Raw genomic sequence first — 16,488 nt, 5'->3', positions numbered from 1 at the left:
TCTATACTGGTCAAAACGTTAACTTAGGTTTAATTCAATGAAACTGTTCTCAAAATACTCTCTTCCTCTATTAAGTATATTCATTGTAAGTAACGCAGCGATGGTTAGCACAGCAGCTATCGCCGCACCTTCTATCGTACCGGCTCCGCCTAGTTTAGGCGCCAAAGGCTATGTGTTAATCGACTTTAATTCTGGTGATGTGCTCGTCGAAAAAAATGCACATACCAAGCTAAACCCTGCAAGTTTAACCAAACTGATGACCAGCTATGTGGCGGGTCAAGAGATGAAGCGAGGTAACATTTCTGCAGATGACAAAGTAAGAATCAGTGAAAACGCTTGGGCGAAGAATTTCCCAGACTCCTCAAAAATGTTCATAGAAGTAAATACCGATGTGGCGATGATGGATCTATACCGCGGTTTGATTATTCAATCGGGTAATGATGCCAGTGTTGCAATCGCAGAACACGTCGCGGGTTCTCAAGATGCCTTTGTTGATTTGATGAACTCTTGGGCGACTTCTCTGAAATTGGAAAATACCCATTTCGCCAATGCACACGGTTTAGATGCGGAAGACTTGTATTCAACACCTTACGATATCGCGCTACTTGGCCGAGCAATCATTAAAGATCTTCCAGATGTCTATGGCTTATACAGCGAACGTTCTTTCAGTTACAACGGCATCACTCAACACAACCGTAATGGCTTGCTTCGTGATAGAAGCTTGACGGTTGATGGTATGAAAACGGGTTACACCTCTGGTGCAGGCTACAGCTTAGCGAGCTCGGCAACACAAGGTGAAATGAGGCTTATTGCAGTAGTGATGGGCGCATCGAGTGTTAAAAGCCGTGAGTTAGACAGCAAGCAGCTTTTAAGCTACGGTTTCCGATTCTTCGATACGCTTAATGTCCACCAAGGTGGGGACCAAGTGGCTGAAGAGAAAGTATGGTTTGGTGACCAAGACACATTGAAGCTTGGGGTTGCAGAAGACACGTTTATCACGCTACCTAAGTCAGACAGCAAAAAGCTAACCGCTTCTATCGAACTAAACTCGGAACTCAAAGCGCCGATTGCAGAAGGTCAGACTTTAGGTGTCGTTCATTACACGGTTGATGGTGAAGATGTTCAAACTCAGCCTTTGATCGCACTTGAATCGGTTGAGCAGGGGGGCTTGTTCAAACGTTTGATGGACTACATTAAATTGTTCTTCTCAAGTCTGTTCTAAACGAACTGGCACCAGAGAGAAAAGTAAAACGACTGGGCGCTGTGATTTGATCACAGCGCCTTTTGTTGTTTTAGAACGGGACAAAGCGAGGTGAATAACGTTCTTTATTAGCAGTCGCTGATGGTTTCGATTACTATACGCAAAATTTAGCAGTGTAGTTACTTATGACCATAGAGATAAAGAACATCACCGAACCTGAAGTAACTTGCGCCAATTGCCAGGCATGCTGTTGTCGTTTAGAGGTTATGATCATCACAGATACCGGTGTCCCAGAAGAGCATATTGCTTACGATGAGTGGGGCGGTGAAACCATGAAACGTCTTGATGATGGTTGGTGCTCAGCGGTAGATAGGGAAACACTGATGTGTACCATCTATGAAAACCGACCATGGATCTGCCGTGAGTTCGAAATGGGCTCGTTTGAGTGTGTCGACCAGCGTAAAGAGGTGATGGGTTAGGTTGTGTTGGCAGCCGGTTGATCCATATTATTAATATCAATACACGATTTCTTGAAAGTCAGGGCTTTATATCTCGATTTGATATAGAGCCCTGATTCGTTTTACTGATTTAGTTTTGTGTGAGAACGAGTCGATTTAGAACTTAGAAGGCACTTCAAATTCCATCCATTCCCCGGTGGTTGGGTGAATCAGTTTGAGGTAGCCCGCATGAAGGTGCAGCCGTTCGCGCTTATAGCCATATAGGTCATCACCACGAATCGGTACGCCAAGTCCTTGTGGGTGAGCGCAGTGTACGCGTAGCTGGTGGGTACGGCCTGTTTTAGGATACAAGTGCACCTTGGTTTTGCCGTTATTAGTGCTGACGGCTTGCCAGTGCGTTTCTGCGTTACGTCCGTGCTCATGACAAACCAGCTGTCTTGGCCTGTCGGTGATATCGCCACGCAAAGGAAGGCTGATGTCACCAGATTCACCCGTTATTTCGCCATCAAGTAGTGCGGTGTAACGCTTTTCGACCGTTCTATCGATGAACTGCTTTTGGATGTGCTTGTTGGACTCGGCTGTTAGCGCCAAGATCAACAAGCCAGATGTCGACATATCCAATCTATGGATAATCAAAGGGCCTGTAGCATCTGGGTAGCGCGCTTTTATACGCGTATACACTGAGTCTTCGATGAACTTACCAGGAACAGACAAGAACTCTTCAGGCTTGTTCACGATCACGATTTCTTCATCTTCATAAACAATATCAAACGACTTACCCACCGCAGGGTTTACGATAAGCGGATTATCCTCTAGATCAATGCCGTTTAGCTGGTGTTCAAGGATCTCAAAGCTTTTGCTCTGGCAAACTGGGTAGAGGTTCCCGTGTTGTCGAATGATATCTGTTGGCGGTAATCCCCACCAAAACTCAGCTAAAGCCAACGGTCTAAAGCCGTATTCAAAGGCAAAATTAAGCAGCTTTGGCAGGCAGCAGTCGCCAGAGCCTTCAAGCGCGTCTTTACCATCCAACAATTCAACTAGGCTCTTTGATTCTGCCGTTTGGTTGATAAAACGATAGTGAGACAAGCGCTGTGTTTCTAACTCTGCAGAAATGGCCTGGTAGTCGTTCTTACGGCTTTTAAGCTCGCTTTCGATAGCGTCTACTTGTGATTGTTTTTCAGCGATCTTCTGCTTCCACTCGATCCGAAGTGCTTTTAGGTCGCGCTTCTCTTGGCTGCTTTGATTTCCTAACTGCTTAAGTAGGTTGGCCGCAGATTCTGGGTTTCCTAGATCTTTCTCTTGAGCTGCTTGCTCTCTAAGCTCATTACGCTGTGCTTTGTTGGCGGCCATGGTGAGCTGAAAGGCTTCTATTGCTTTGTTTGCGTCGTTTTTAAGCCCGCTTAGCGTTGAAGTCAGTTCATTTAGGTTATGAGTTTGCTCTAGGTTCGTAATGTCGTTAGCTAATGTCGCTTGTAGGATTAAGCCTTGCGTGTTTAGGGCCTGAAACCTCTGCTTATCAAAAGCAGAAGGAACAAAGGCGGTACTCGACACCAGAGGCTCCAAAGACGAATCTAGCTGCAAACCTGAGAACGCAGAAAGGTAGCCCAATTCTTGAGTTTGAGGGTGTTGAACCAGAAGAACGGCATAGAGATTACCTTGTGATGTTTCATTCACACCACAGTCAAGCAGTGACTGTTGAAGCTGCTGCATCGCTATTTCACACAGTGGATGCGGAGTATAGTAATACGGGAATGTAAAACGCTCTGGCAGCGATAAGGTTTGATTCGCTGTTTGGTTTAACGTGTGCAGTGGTGTGTATTGAGCAAGGTTTGCTGACATGAAGATCAAACTCTATGGGTATTCAGTTTAGAGCTCGATATTGTTGTCGAAATGAAGGTAAATGAGAAGCCAAAGCGAAAGATAAATCGGCTTTGGCTTCATTTAGACAGTCATTTTCACGCTATGGAGGCATTGAATAGACTGAAAATCAATTAATTGGAGTGTTCTAACTCGAGTTGCTCTGCCTTTTGGTAAGCAGGGTGGCTCGCCAAGAGCTCACCGTATTTGGCAATGTTAGGGTAAAGCGCAGTTGCACCAAAGTTACCGACGATTTCTACGATGAATGACATCATAAAATCGGCACCAGTGAGTGTTTCGCCTACAAGATAGGTTTTGCCTTCAAGAGATTGGTTTACGAAGGTCAGGATCTTTTGATTTTCGTCATCAGCGTAACCACCAAGGAAGTTTGTTTCGGCGCCGTCTTTCATCACGAAGATCTTAAGCAGCATTGGTAAAATCCCCGAACTTTCGGCAAAGTGTAGCCACTGAGAATACTCAACGTATTCAGCTGTGCCACGTGCTGGTGCAAATTTACCTCCGCCAAACTTGTCGATGAGATACTCAGTAATCGCGCCAGATTCGCTGATCACCACGCCATCATCTTCAATGACTGGAGATTTGCCTAGAGGGTGAACAGACTTCAGTTCAGGTGGTGCTAAAAACGTGACACTGTCTCGTTGGTAAGGTTTGATTTGATAGTCGACACCAAGCTCTTCCAGTAGCCAGATGATGCGCTTAGAACGCGACTTATTAAGGTGATGTAAAGTAATCATAGTTCTGTCTATTCTATCCTTGAGCTATTTTGGTTCGTTAGTTTTGATAACAAGTTTGCCGAAGTTCTGACCTTCTAACAGACCCATGAATGCTTGTGGTGCTTCATCTAGGCCTTCAATTAGATGCTCGCGGTAGTGCATTTTTCCTTGAGACAACCATTCAGTCATTTGAGTTGCGAACTCGTTGTAACGGTGCGCGTAGTCGTCGAAGATGATGAAGCCTTGCATCTTAATGCGCTTAACTAGAAGGGTGCCCATAAGGCTAGACATGCGATCTGGGCCTTCAGGGAGTGACGTTGCATTGTATTGTGAGATAAGGCCACAAACAGGAATGCGAGCGCCTGTATTAAGTAGAGGCATTACTGCATCGAATACCTTGCCGCCAACGTTTTCAAAGTAAACGTCGATGCCATTTTCACACGCTTTCGCCAATTGCTCTGCGAAGTCATCTGCCTTGTGGTCGATACATTCATCGAAACCAAGAACCTCTTTCGCGTACTGGCACTTTTCTTGACCGCCAGCCACGCCAATGACACGACAGCCTTTTAGTTTACCGATTTGTCCTACGGTAGCGCCAACTGGACCAGTTGCAGCCGCTACCACTAACGTGTCGCCTTCTTTCGGTTGGCCGATATCCAGTAAACCCATGTAAGCGGTAAAGCCTGGCATGCCCATGATGCCCAATGCGTAAGAAGGATGAGTCGGCGCTTTTCCTAGCTTGATAAGACCTTCACCGTTCGACACGCCATAATCTTGCCAACCTGTGTAAGCCAATACCCATTCGCCAACTTCATAATTGCTGTTGTTTGATGCTTCGACCTGACACACAGTTGCACCAACCATCACCTCATCAATAGCAACTGGATCGGCGTAAGATTTTGCATCACTCATACGGCCACGCATGTAAGGGTCGAGAGATAGGTAAACCGAGCGTAGTAACATTTCACCATCATTGATTTTTGGTGCGGCAACGGTTTCTAAGCGGAAGTTATCTTGAGTTGGTGCGCCGACAGGGCGAGAAGCCAATACGATGCGACGATTGTCTTGTTGAGTCATTGGATGTCCTTAATTTTATATTGTGTTTATTTAGAATTAGACCAGTCGTCTAGTTTTATTTCCTAAAAATCCCGCCGTCATCAAATTGATAAGAGGGCGGGTGATTTCTTTTGAGCTAAAAAAGTCAATGCCAATAAAACGCAGTGCGCGTTAATGGCTTTCACCTTTTAAAATTTGTTCGGTAAGGCGTAATGCCGATTCTAAGCTATGTGAACTTTGGCTTAACTTGCTTAATAAACTAGCGCCTAGCCACATTGAGTATAGGTTCTGGGCCGCTTCTTGACTGTTTTCTACCGAGATAGAGCCATCTTCAATACCGCCAACAATACATTGTTGAATGGTTATTGTGACTTTCTCAGCACCTTTTAGCAGAGCCTGGCGCATAGGATCAGAAAGGTCAGAAACTTCAGCGCTGAGCTTAACCACTAAACACTTGTGTGCGTTACAGGTGCCATCTTCAGTTTTCGCCCATAGTGAAAAGTAACCCAGAATTCGTTGATAATGGTTGCCTTCACCGTGCACTAAAATGGATTCAATCTTAGTGATGTAGTTTTCAAAATAGTGCTGAATTAACGCCTCACCAAATTGCTCTTTCGATTTAAAGTAGTGGTAAAACGATCCTTTCGGTACTTCCGCTTCTTTAAGCAATTGTGATAAGCCAACGCCATTGAAGCCGTTGTTCACTATTAATTGATAGCCAACATTCAAAATATGCAGGCGCGTGTCATTTGTTTTCTCGTTCATGGTCGATACTATAATTTAAATTAGACCAGTCGTCTAGTGGCTGTGTTTTTACTTGATTATACGTGTCAACTGGATGGTCGCCAGTGATAAGGCGATTTAAAGTAATGACTTACGAATAAAAAGCCCCGGCATGTTCTGCATGTCGGGGCTTAACGTAATGCTCACTTTCAAGCGAGTAGATTACTGGATAGAGATTAACTCAACGTCAAAAATCAGTGTTGCTGATGGTGGGATAGGACCTGTACCACCTTTGCCGTAACCTAGCGTGCTTGGAATGAATAGGCGAACCTTTTGGCCTTCTACCATGTAAGTCAAACCTTCTTGCCAGCCTTTGATTACTTGCTTAAGAGCGAATGAGATTGGCTCGCCACGTTCTACAGAGCTATCGAAAACCGTACCGTCAATCAGAGTACCGTGGTAGTGAACCGTTACTTTGCTGTTTTTAGTTGGGTGCTCTGTACCTGAACCTTCTTCAAGAACTAGGTATTGAAGACCGCTTTCAGTCGTGATCACACCTTCTTTTTTTCCGTTCTCTAGCAGGAACTGTTGACCTTGTTCGAAGTTTTCTGCACCAGACTTATGATTTGTCCAAGTACGGTAAATCATGAAACCCGCCAAAAGAAAGACGATGACCGGGATGACAAATTTAGACATAGTAAAACCTATTGTATTTATTGCTTAGTTTATTGATGAGCTGACTAAAGCCGCGCTTATGGTTGAGTCAAAAGGTAGTTGATCGTTTTTGCGATGCCAGCAACGTCTTGGTGCCCAGCTGTCAGTACTTGGTATTTGCCGTTAACGATAAACGTTGGTACTGAGTTGATCTGACCTTTTACTGAAACTTCTTCTGCTTTTTTAACATAGTCAAAAAGCGTTACCTGTTGTTCTTTGTTCAATTGGTACGGGCTAACCAAACCGCGAGAAGTAAAAGCGGTTTCTAGCGCTTGTTGACGTTGCTCTGGTGTTGCGTCTGCACCCATTTGAACAGCGCCGAATAAGTCGTCCATGAAAGCGTGGTCTGGCGTTGCATTAAGCTGCATCACTGCTGTGTAGTAGATCATTGCGCTGATTTGAGCACTTTCATTGAATGTTACGTGCATCTTGCCAATGGTTTGGTCTGTAAGCGACTCAATCTCTGGAATTGCACTTTCCATTTGACGACAGTGACCACAGTTTAGAGAGAAGATTTCAGTGATCGGAGACAAGTTAAATTCTGTTAGAGCGGTAGGAAGTGCTTCGTATTGAACACCTTTTTGTGGCTCGTCTGTTTCACTACAACCGGCGATAACAAGTACAGCAACAATTGCAGTGATGAATTTAGTAAATGGTTTAAACATGATGTTTACTCTAGCGTTAAGAAGTCGTGAGATTCTAACTATTTAGTCGGAATTGGAAAACAATTATAAGGTAAATAAATGCAAACAGTTCGAACTAGCGAGCGAAGACAGGCTAGTTGACGGTTAACTGTGATCAAAAGCACTTTTTTAAGATGTGTTCTCATTTTGTCTAAAGTTTTTTTCTCGATGCCGATATAGACATTAGTAAATGATTTATCTGCATGAGTGGTTGGTGAAGTAATGAGATATTTAGCGATAATGTTAAGCATAGCTTTGGCTGGGTGTGAGACAACATTACCAACCGGTATGCTAGGTGATAACCTGTTAGAGACGGCACCGCAAACCGACTATGACCTGATGCACCCAGAGTGGGGTGTGGTTCAAACTACAGGTACAGCGAGCAACCGCGGTTACTCAATGCAGAGCCATTCTCATCAAAAAACCATAACTACTAACTATGGTCGTGGTGTGTCGACGAATGATCCGCTAGAAGTGTTTTTAAGACAAAACCGTATCGATTTTGAAGTACTGCCGGGTAACCACGTGATGGTTAAGCTTGAGCAACACGTGAACTTTAAGACAGGGTCAGCCTTCCCAGAGCCGGCTTATAACCAATGGTTGGACACACTTGGTAGTTACCTTTCTCAGCGCCAAGACATCGATATCGTGATTGAAGGTCATACTGATAATACAGGCACAGATCGTATTAATGATCCTTTGTCAGAGCAGCGTGCAAAAGAGGTGAAAGCTCGCTTAGAGAGCAACTATGTATCGAGTCGTTCTATTTACACTCGCGGCTTTGGTGAGTATGTTCCAGCATGTACCAACGCTTCACCGCAAGGTAAGGCGTGTAACCGCCGCGTGGAACTGATGCTTATCGTCGCCAAATAACCTTTAGCGTTTTTGTTCCCAAGTGAAGAATACGCAAATAACAGACATAAAAAATCCCTCACATTTGAGGGATTTTTTGTATCTGACTTTCGCTTAGCTTTTCAGCTTATGCAAACTGCTTTTCTAAGTAAGCAACGATGTCTGAAGACTCGTACATCCACTCAGTTTTTCCGTCTTTTTCAATACGTAGGCAAGGTACTTTCACACGACCGCCGCCCGCTTCAAGCTCTGCACGGTGCTGTTCGTTATTTTTAGCATCACGAAGTTCAAATTGAACCGATTGACGTTTCATCGCGCGGCGCACTTTTACACAAAATGGGCACGCTTCGAATTGGTATAACGTGTGCGTTTTTGCTTGCTCATTCACTTGGCTTTGTTCTTCTTGAGAACGCTTCACGCCACGAGGGGTAAAAACAAAATTTAATAGCAAAATCACACGACCTAAGAACCAACGGATAAACTTCATAACTCTCTCTACATATTTAAAATTAGCGTTACAATTTGCAGCATTATATACACAAGTTTTGTCAGATGCTCGCAACAAACCGCTAATATCTATTTTGTCCGTTCAATCGTGTGAGACTTAGCCACATTTAACCCTAAACGCTTAGACAGTCGAGTCAGGTTTGCTCGGTCTGTTTTCAGAACTCGCCCAGCTTGTGCCCAGTTAAAGTTGGCATCTTCCAACACCTCAGTGATGATACTGCGTTGAAAATCGTCCGTTGCGCCACGTAGCCCTGCAGAAAGGTCGATCGTTGGTGTCGATAACGGTGTGTTCTTCACCTGGGTCGTCGCAATAGGCTGATCTTGGTCGAGTGGACCACAATCTTCTTTAGTAATTGTCACCAGGTTTTTATTGGTGCTACGCGCTAATGCTTTCAATGCTGAGCGACTGATCACGTGCTCAAGTTCACGCACGTTACCCGGCCAACCATAACGGTTTAGGAAAGAAAGAACGTCAGAGCGGAATTTCACTTGGTTGATCCCCAACTTACGACGCGCTTGTTCCAGGAAGAAGCCCGCTAGCAAGCTGATGTCGTCACCACGATCTTTCAATGCAGGAACCGCAATAGGGTATACACTTAATCGGTGGTACAAGTCAGCTCTGAATCGACCGTCTTCCACTTCTTGCTTTAAATCTCTATTAGTGGCCGCCAATACGCGTACATCTATGGTTTGGATATTGTCTTGACCTACAGGCTGAATTTCATTGTTTTGCAGGGCACGCAGTAATTTACTTTGCGCGGCTAACGGCAGTTCACCAATTTCATCAAGGAATAGGGTGCCGCCATCGGCTAACGCAAACTTACCTAAACGGTTTTTGTCTGCACCTGTAAATGCGCCACGTACGTGACCAAACAATTCACTTTCAACTAGGTTTTCAGGAATCGCAGCACAGTTTACGTAAACTAATGGATTACGCTTACGTTGCGATTGATGGTGCAGAGTGCGAGCGACCAGTTCTTTACCTACACCTGTGTCACCGTGAATCAGAATATTGAATTCTGAAGGTGCTACTACAGCGATGTCGTTCTTAAGTGCAACCATGGTGTCACTGTTACCGATCAACTCACCGCCGTCGCGTTCCCAAGCTTCAACGTTCAACTCTTCTAACAACTGTTTGGATTGTTTTGCTTGATGTTCAAGCTGAGAAAAGGTCAATGCCATCTGCATGCTTGACGCCGCAATGGCTGCTAATACTTCAAGGTTACGTGCTGGAATGTTAGCGAAGACGTCTGGTTTTAGGCTGTCTAGCGTCAGAACGCCCAATAGTTTATCGCCAAATAGTAAAGGCAGTCCCATACAAGCGTGCATCGGAAGGTCGCCATCATGGTCGATCAGTAGACCATCAAAAGGATCAGGCAGTGAACTGTCAGAATCGAAACGAACAGGAGAGCGAGATGCACATATCTCCGCAAAGCGTGGGTGCTCTGAAATGATGAACCGACGACCGAACGTGTCGCGACTGAGCCCCTGCATTGCAACGGGGACTAACGTGTCACCTTGAAGGCTTAATAGCGCGACACAATCACACGTGATGGTTTTACGAATGGCATCGATAAGGCGGTTAAAACGATCTTGATCGTTCACACCACTTGCGAGGCCAATGGTCATTTCCATGAGGGTAGATGCGGAGATATCTTGCATAAAAAACTCTAACTGTGTGTGTTTATATACACTATAGAGTCTTATTGACTTAAAAAAAAGGTCTTTTTGACATTTTTATAAAGGCGGTTTTGAGAATAAAGCGAGTGGTGGCGGGGCTCGAAAAAGTTGGCACTGATTGTGCTAAACAGACAGTGAAGCCCAATTATAGCGCTGATTAAACAGACTATTCTTGATCTCAATCAATCAGGTGGCATTAATCAGGTTTCGCGATTTTTTGAAATGAAAACGAGTCAAAATAACTCAGTTTCTAAGAATAACTAAGCTTTCAGAAAATCGATAAGTCATTCTTAATTTTTAAGTAGTCAAAATGACATAATAGGTCATAAGGCTCAGTGTTCGGAGTAAATTCATGCTTAACAATGCACATATCGAAATCATCAAATCTACTATTCCTCTACTTGAGAGCGCAGGCCCAGCTTTAACTCAGCACTTTTATCAACGTATGTTCACGCATAACCCTGAGTTAAAAGATATCTTCAATATGACTCACCAAAGAACAGGTCGCCAAGGCGTAGCACTGTTTGAAGCTATCGCGGCATATGCAAAGAACATTGAAAACCTAGCAGCGTTAACAACAGCGGTTGAACGCATTGCTCACAAACATACAAGCTTTAACATTCAACCAGAACACTACCAAATTGTTGGTTTACACCTGATTGAAACACTACGCGAATTGGCAACAGACGCGTTTACTCCTGAAGTAGAAGAAGCGTGGACAGCGGCGTACCTTTTCTTGGCTCAAGTATTCATCGATCGTGAAGCTGAACTTTACCTACAACGCAAACAAGCTGTTGGCGGCTGGGAAGCGGCACGTACATTCGTGATTGCAGATAAGATTGAAGAATCAGCACTAGTAACAAGCTTTATTCTACAACCAAAAGATTGCGGTGACGTTCTAGACTACACGCCTGGTCAATACATAGGTATCGAAGTTAAGCCAGAAGGCGCGCAATACAGCGAAATTCGTCAATACTCACTATCAGATAAGCCGAACGGTAAGCAATACCGCATCTCTGTGAAGCGTGAAGGCCATGGTCAAGAAACACAGGGCGTGGTTTCTAACCACCTACACGACACGGTTGCTATCGGTGATGAAGTAAGCCTTTACGCTCCGGCAGGTGACTTCATGTATCAAGAGCGCAGTAAGCCAGTAACGCTTATCTCTGCAGGTGTTGGTGTAACGCCAATGCAGTCTATGCTTGAGTTCCTGAATACTGAAGAGAAAAATGAGCCAGTACTTTACCTACACGCTTGTGAAAATGAAGGCCAACACTCATTCACTAAACGTGTGAAAGATATCGTTGCCGATAAAGGTTGGGAAGCAAAAACCTGGTACATGAACAAAGAAGCATCTGCGTGTGAGAATACGCACGAAGGTCAAATGGACTTAGCGTCTATTTCTGACACGAAAGGTTTTGAAGAGAGCGACTTCTACATTTGTGGTCCGGTTGGCTTTATGAAGAACATCGTAGAGCAACTAGACGCGCTAAACGTTTGTCGTTCACGAGTTCACTATGAAGTATTTGGCCCTCACGCGAACTTCTAAGAACCACGCTAACTTTTAAGAACTCTAGGGAGTTGTGTTAACACTCGCCTGATCTATTAAAAACCTTGCCTATTCAAAAGGCCTCACAGTGTGAGGCCTTTTTTGTTGTGTGTAGAACCGCGGATTCAGCGAGTTAGAAAGTGTTTTTTAGTTGATTAAGAACGTTTCACTTTCTTAGACATGTAATCGGGGTCAAAAAGCTCGGGCCAGTACATTTTCACGTAACCGCCTGCGACCCAAATCACTAAGATAGTTGCGATGGTGAGCTCGAAGAAGCCAAACTTGTGTAGCCAGTACCATTGTGGGTATTCTGCACCGAAAAATGTAGTTAAACGATGCATGGCGATGGCACTGATAACAGAAGGAAAGGTGACAGCCGCTATTGAAGGTTGAAACTTCAAGCGCATTAAGCGGATGTAACATAGGTAAATCAACAATGTCATGGTGATGGCGATACCTGACAATGCGCCTGTGAGAATAGGATCTGGATTGTTAAAGTTGACCAAGTACGCGGCTAAAGACAAGTTTACCGGAGCGGCCATGATTGCCAGTGTTGGCCTTGCTCTGCGTGGAAGGTTCCCTTCAAACACCAAGCGATATAGCACCACAGGGAGCATGAAGAAATAGATACCAATACAGGTTGCTGCAAGCGTTTCTGAAAATACGGTGTGGCCAAACTGTGTGCCTGCCAATGAACTACTGATCAAGCCTACTGGATATAGGAACCAACTTGGAACAATGTTCGACATTTTGAAGTTGATGATCTGGAAACTGAAGAACAACACCATCATAGTAAAATGCAGCAATAGAGCACAGAACCATATTGGGTAGGCGATTATGGTGGAGATCTCGGCTAAATAGTCGCACAGGATCAACAGTGCCATGCTCATTGGTGCCATTAGGCTTCCACTAAGCGGGTGACGAATATCATTGATGAAGGTATTAAAGCTGGTGAGATAACGAAGTAAAACTGGCAGTAATAATAGCGCGCCGAATGCGGCGAGATAAGGACGAATGATCTCACCAACCCCCGGGAGATACAGTGCCCACGCCTGTCCTAGCCCAATAACACCAAGTGCTAAAGACGCCTGTGATGGCGGCACATTTTTTACTTGGGTTAATCTTCTCCAGTTCAACGACTTGCTCCAACTTAGTTATTTATCAAACATTAGAATTTTTGCTCTAGTTAGAGCGTGCAGTTGTGCCTTCAATAGATGTTGAGGGCGCTCAACTAATTTTGAGTGGATGATACCAAGTTTAACGTTTGCTTTTTTGATTTTGATGCGAAATCGGGACATTAAGCACGTTGAATGTGTGCTTTTGTTTCATGAGTTATTTGTTATTAACGAACTTCCTCTTGTTGAGGGAGATCTTGTTGTCTCAATTTCTCGTTTTTTAGTGTGCGGTTGAGGAGTTGGCTGTAAATCGGCTGACCACCTAACATTTGGGCAATGATTACGGCACCAAGACAAGTGATGATCAACGGTAAGATCAGGTAGTAATTATTGGTCATTTCGATAACCAGTAATATCCCTGTAATCGGTGCACGTACAGTAGCTGCGAACAGTGCGCCCATACCTGCAATCGCAAACATGCCCGGTTCTATATTCAGCTCAGGAAAGAGTGCTGCCGCGATAAGCCCGAATGCGTAACCAAAGAGCGTGCCCAGTGCTAGCATCGGCGCAAAGATACCGCCCGGTGCGCCAGAGCCGAAACAGAGTAACGTGGTTAGTACGCGCCCTAAAAAGATAAGCAGTAATATATTGGTACTGTAATTGCCGTTGGTGACATTTGGGATAATGCCAATACCACCACCAGTCAACTCTGGAATATAGAGAAGCAATAGGCCAAAGCACCCGCCAAGCAAAGTACCTGTAATCAAGTAACGTTTACGGTCGTTCTTATGTATTGCGACAAACATGTCTTGTGAAAGGGTGATAAGTTTATTGAATATCACCCCAAACATACCGAACAGTACGCCCAATAATAAGAATAACCAAAGCGCACTCAGATCCGGTTGTTGATACTGAGGCATGGTAATAACAGCCGACTGCCCATTGATAGAGCGAAATACAATGTTGGCTGAAACGGCAGAAATGATGACGGCTTTGATAGAAATAAGCGAGTAGCGAAACTGCGGTCTCATCTCTTCGACAACGAACATAATCCCAGCTAGCGGTGCGTTGAATGCAGCAGCTAAACCGCCAGCCGCACCCGAAGCTAGTAAAGAGTGGCGGCTGTCATCATCTTTTACTCGGAAGATGTCAGTGACCATACGACCAATACTACCACCCATTTGCACGGTTGGCCCTTCACGACCTAAAACCATACCAGAACCGAGTGCGCCCATACCACCAAAGAACTTCACGGGCAATACTCGCCACCAACGAACCGGACGCATCCCGTCCATTGCGCCTTCAATCTCAGGAATACCAGATCCTGCGGCTTCAGGAGCAAAGCGATGAACGAGGAAATAGCCAATAAAGGCGAATGCAGCACTGATAAGAAAGGCAGCTAGCCAAAGTGGTAAATAGCTTCCAATCTCGTCTTTTAGCCAATCGGTACGCGTTTCTGTGATGAAATGAACCGCAACTTCGAAATAGGTACCAACGACACCGGCAAGGACACCAACAATGCACGAGAGGATGAGAACTGAAACGGGAGCTTTGTCTCTAGAAAGAAATTGGTTAATAGCACCCCTTGGCATTTTTGCTAAAAGGGATTGCTTAAATTTCTCTCTATTGGTCATTGAAGGTTGGTTCCTGAGTTGATGCGGTGGGACTGTCGTAAATTATACGCCTCCCTTGCTTATCCTATAGCAGCAAAGATGCAAAGTTGAATTTCATTTATGAAAGTAGTGTATTACATAAATAAGATCTATGGACAATATAGTGGAATCACCGTCACAATTTTGATCGTTTCTCGGGTGGTAACTTGAATTACCGCAAAAATGAACCATAGTTAAATCGTAAAGCAACATAACGAACCGCAAGGAGAAGTGAGGTTTTACACACAATTTGGATGGATTCAGAAACAAAGTTTTTAGTTCCTCGTTAAATGTTCAGGTCGATATCTAAGGCTTCCTGATTCGCGAACTCACGATTGAGTAACGAGGGTGAGGCGTACTCATGAAGTACGCCTTTAGTTCGTTTGGAGCATCCAAAATCTGCTTTTCTTTATTTTGCTAGCCATCAGCCAACACTCATCTCTCCCTGGATGTTAATTCCTTATTGGTCAATTTTCAGCTTCTCAGCCCGACTCTCCATTTTGCGAACCCACGCTTTGCGATTCAATATGAGTATAAACAAGTGATTGGGGTCAACTTTTCGGTAATTGTGTATATACTCCCTAAAAAAGGAGAACTGATATGACCAAAAAAGTTCCTACAAACATAATTACGGGTTTCTTAGGTGTTGGTAAGACGACAGCGATTTTGAACTTACTTAAAAACAAACCTGAGAATGAAAACTGGGCTGTACTGGTTAATGAGTTCGGTGAGATCGGCATTGATGGTGCATTGATGACAGACCAAGGTGCTTTGATTAAAGAAGTACCGGGTGGTTGCATGTGTTGTACTGCTGGCGTGCCGATGTCGGTGGGCATTAATGCGTTGCTCCGTCAAAAGCCAGACCGTTTACTTATTGAGCCAACAGGTCTAGGGCACCCAAAGCAGGTTATTGCGACCCTGACTTCAGATCAATACACGCCATACGTTGATCTTAAAGCGACGCTAGGTTTGGTAGATCCGCGTAACTTATCCAACGAAAAATACACCTCTAATCAGAACTTTAATGATCAGTTAGACAGTGCCGATGTGATTCTTGGTACTAAAGTTGACCTTGTTAACTCTGAAGACATCGATGTATTTAATGATTGGGTAACGGATCAAACGCCAGCGAAAGTGTTCCATAAGTTGATTCACGATGGTGAAGTGCCTCTAGAAGTGTTGGACATTGAACGTGTGTACGGCAGTGCGTCAACTCATCTTGAATCACACCATCATGATCACGCTGAACAAGAACCTCAATTTGAACTTCCTCCGGGCGAAGCGTTCATCCGTAAGGAAAACAAAGGGCAGGGTTATTTTAGCTGTGGTTGGCTGTTTGGCGCAGAGTATAAATTCGATTTCGATGCGCTATTCTCAATGCTGTCTGATTTAACGGCTGAGCGCGTTAAAGCGGTGGTCAACACTGACCAAGGTTGCTTTGCTTTCAACGTCGCGAATCAAGTTGTTTCAGTCAATGAAATCACACTTGATGGTTTTGAATCACGATTAGAAGTTATCGACTCACAGCTAATGCCTTGGGGCGATCTAGAGCAGATCTTGCTCAATCTGTGTGGCATCAAATAGGGTTTATTCCCTGTTTGAGCATAATAATCGGGTGTTTGCTTCGCAGTTAGCTAGGTAAACACCAGATTAAGTGAGAAAATTTGCGTTATATCACGATAAATGTGAGATAAATCACTCTAATTA

15 protein-coding genes are annotated in these 16,488 nt (G+C 44.4%); 5 read left to right on the top strand and 10 right to left on the bottom strand.

Annotated features, from left to right (window positions below; all coding sequences use genetic code 11):
* Positions 1 to 37 precede the first annotated feature (37 nt).
* Entirely contained in the window at positions 38 to 1,222 is a 1,185-nt protein-coding gene (locus F0228_RS11820) for a D-alanyl-D-alanine carboxypeptidase family protein (protein WP_171730741.1), read from the top strand.
* A 164-nt stretch (positions 1,223 to 1,386) separates the two neighbouring features.
* Positions 1,387 to 1,680 carry a YkgJ family cysteine cluster protein gene (locus F0228_RS11815; RefSeq protein ID WP_080566553.1) on the top strand — a complete coding sequence of 98 codons (294 nt, stop codon included), beginning with the start codon at positions 1,387 to 1,389 and terminating at the stop codon, positions 1,678 to 1,680.
* 135 nt (positions 1,681 to 1,815) lie between these two features.
* On the opposite strand, the gene F0228_RS11810 is transcribed toward F0228_RS11815, so the two are convergent.
* From F0228_RS11810 to F0228_RS11785, 6 genes are all read right to left on the bottom strand, one after another.
* Complete coding sequence (locus tag F0228_RS11810) at positions 1,816 to 3,498, bottom strand: RluA family pseudouridine synthase (RefSeq protein ID WP_171730740.1); 1,683 nt, start codon at positions 3,496 to 3,498, stop codon at positions 1,816 to 1,818.
* A 152-nt stretch (positions 3,499 to 3,650) separates the two neighbouring features.
* A complete protein-coding gene (locus F0228_RS11805) occupies positions 3,651 to 4,271 on the bottom strand; it encodes a glutathione S-transferase (protein WP_171730739.1) in 621 nt (206 codons plus the stop codon).
* A gap of 24 nt (positions 4,272 to 4,295) precedes the next feature.
* Entirely contained in the window at positions 4,296 to 5,327 is a 1,032-nt protein-coding gene (locus F0228_RS11800; RefSeq protein WP_061030831.1) for an NADP-dependent oxidoreductase, read from the bottom strand.
* 150 nt (positions 5,328 to 5,477) lie between these two features.
* Positions 5,478 to 6,071, bottom strand: a complete 594-nt coding sequence (locus F0228_RS11795; RefSeq protein ID WP_008219345.1) for a TetR/AcrR family transcriptional regulator — start codon at positions 6,069 to 6,071, stop codon at positions 5,478 to 5,480.
* Between the two features lie 180 nt (positions 6,072 to 6,251).
* A complete protein-coding gene (locus tag F0228_RS11790) occupies positions 6,252 to 6,725 on the bottom strand; it encodes an FKBP-type peptidyl-prolyl cis-trans isomerase (protein WP_061030832.1) in 474 nt (157 codons plus the stop codon).
* Positions 6,726 to 6,781: 56 nt separating this feature from the next.
* Positions 6,782 to 7,408 carry a thioredoxin domain-containing protein gene (locus F0228_RS11785; RefSeq protein ID WP_061030833.1) on the bottom strand — a complete coding sequence of 209 codons (627 nt, stop codon included), beginning with the start codon at positions 7,406 to 7,408 and terminating at the stop codon, positions 6,782 to 6,784.
* A 258-nt stretch (positions 7,409 to 7,666) separates the two neighbouring features.
* Between F0228_RS11785 and F0228_RS11780 the strand changes: the two genes are divergently transcribed.
* Positions 7,667 to 8,299: an OmpA family protein gene (locus F0228_RS11780; RefSeq protein ID WP_008219336.1), complete on the top strand. Its 633-nt coding sequence runs from the start codon at positions 7,667 to 7,669 to the stop codon at positions 8,297 to 8,299.
* Between the two features lie 106 nt (positions 8,300 to 8,405).
* On the opposite strand, the gene F0228_RS11775 is transcribed toward F0228_RS11780, so the two are convergent.
* Complete coding sequence (locus F0228_RS11775) at positions 8,406 to 8,765, bottom strand: glutaredoxin (RefSeq protein WP_008219334.1); 360 nt, start codon at positions 8,763 to 8,765, stop codon at positions 8,406 to 8,408.
* An 89-nt stretch (positions 8,766 to 8,854) separates the two neighbouring features.
* Positions 8,855 to 10,447, bottom strand: a complete 1,593-nt coding sequence (gene norR / locus F0228_RS11770; protein WP_061030835.1) for a nitric oxide reductase transcriptional regulator NorR — start codon at positions 10,445 to 10,447, stop codon at positions 8,855 to 8,857.
* A 370-nt stretch (positions 10,448 to 10,817) separates the two neighbouring features.
* Here norR and hmpA point away from each other — a divergent pair, with 370 nt between their 5' ends.
* Positions 10,818 to 12,014, top strand: coding sequence for an NO-inducible flavohemoprotein (gene hmpA / locus F0228_RS11765; RefSeq protein ID WP_171762254.1), 1,197 nt, complete (start codon positions 10,818 to 10,820; stop codon positions 12,012 to 12,014).
* A gap of 155 nt (positions 12,015 to 12,169) precedes the next feature.
* Here hmpA and F0228_RS11760 read toward each other — a convergent pair whose 3' ends face one another.
* Both F0228_RS11760 and clcA read right to left on the bottom strand, forming a co-directional pair.
* Positions 12,170 to 13,150 carry a TDT family transporter gene (locus F0228_RS11760; protein ID WP_171730738.1) on the bottom strand — a complete coding sequence of 327 codons (981 nt, stop codon included), beginning with the start codon at positions 13,148 to 13,150 and terminating at the stop codon, positions 12,170 to 12,172.
* A 206-nt stretch (positions 13,151 to 13,356) separates the two neighbouring features.
* Positions 13,357 to 14,763 (bottom strand): H(+)/Cl(-) exchange transporter ClcA, encoded by a 1,407-nt coding sequence (gene clcA, locus F0228_RS11755; RefSeq protein ID WP_105058272.1) that lies wholly within the window; start codon positions 14,761 to 14,763, stop codon positions 13,357 to 13,359.
* 618 nt (positions 14,764 to 15,381) lie between these two features.
* On the opposite strand from clcA, the gene F0228_RS11750 reads away from it, so the two are divergent.
* The gene (locus F0228_RS11750; RefSeq protein WP_116871468.1) at positions 15,382 to 16,365 is read left to right on the top strand and encodes a GTP-binding protein; all 984 of its coding nucleotides are present in this window, start codon (positions 15,382 to 15,384) and stop codon (positions 16,363 to 16,365) included.
* The last annotated feature ends 123 nt before the right edge of the window (positions 16,366 to 16,488 follow it).

Source organism: Vibrio sp. 99K-1 (assembly GCF_013114585.1).
In the GTDB taxonomy this organism is placed as follows: domain Bacteria; phylum Pseudomonadota; class Gammaproteobacteria; order Enterobacterales; family Vibrionaceae; genus Vibrio; species Vibrio chagasii_B.
Note: the sequence above shows the minus strand (reverse complement) of the source record. Positions and strands in the feature narration are given on the sequence as shown.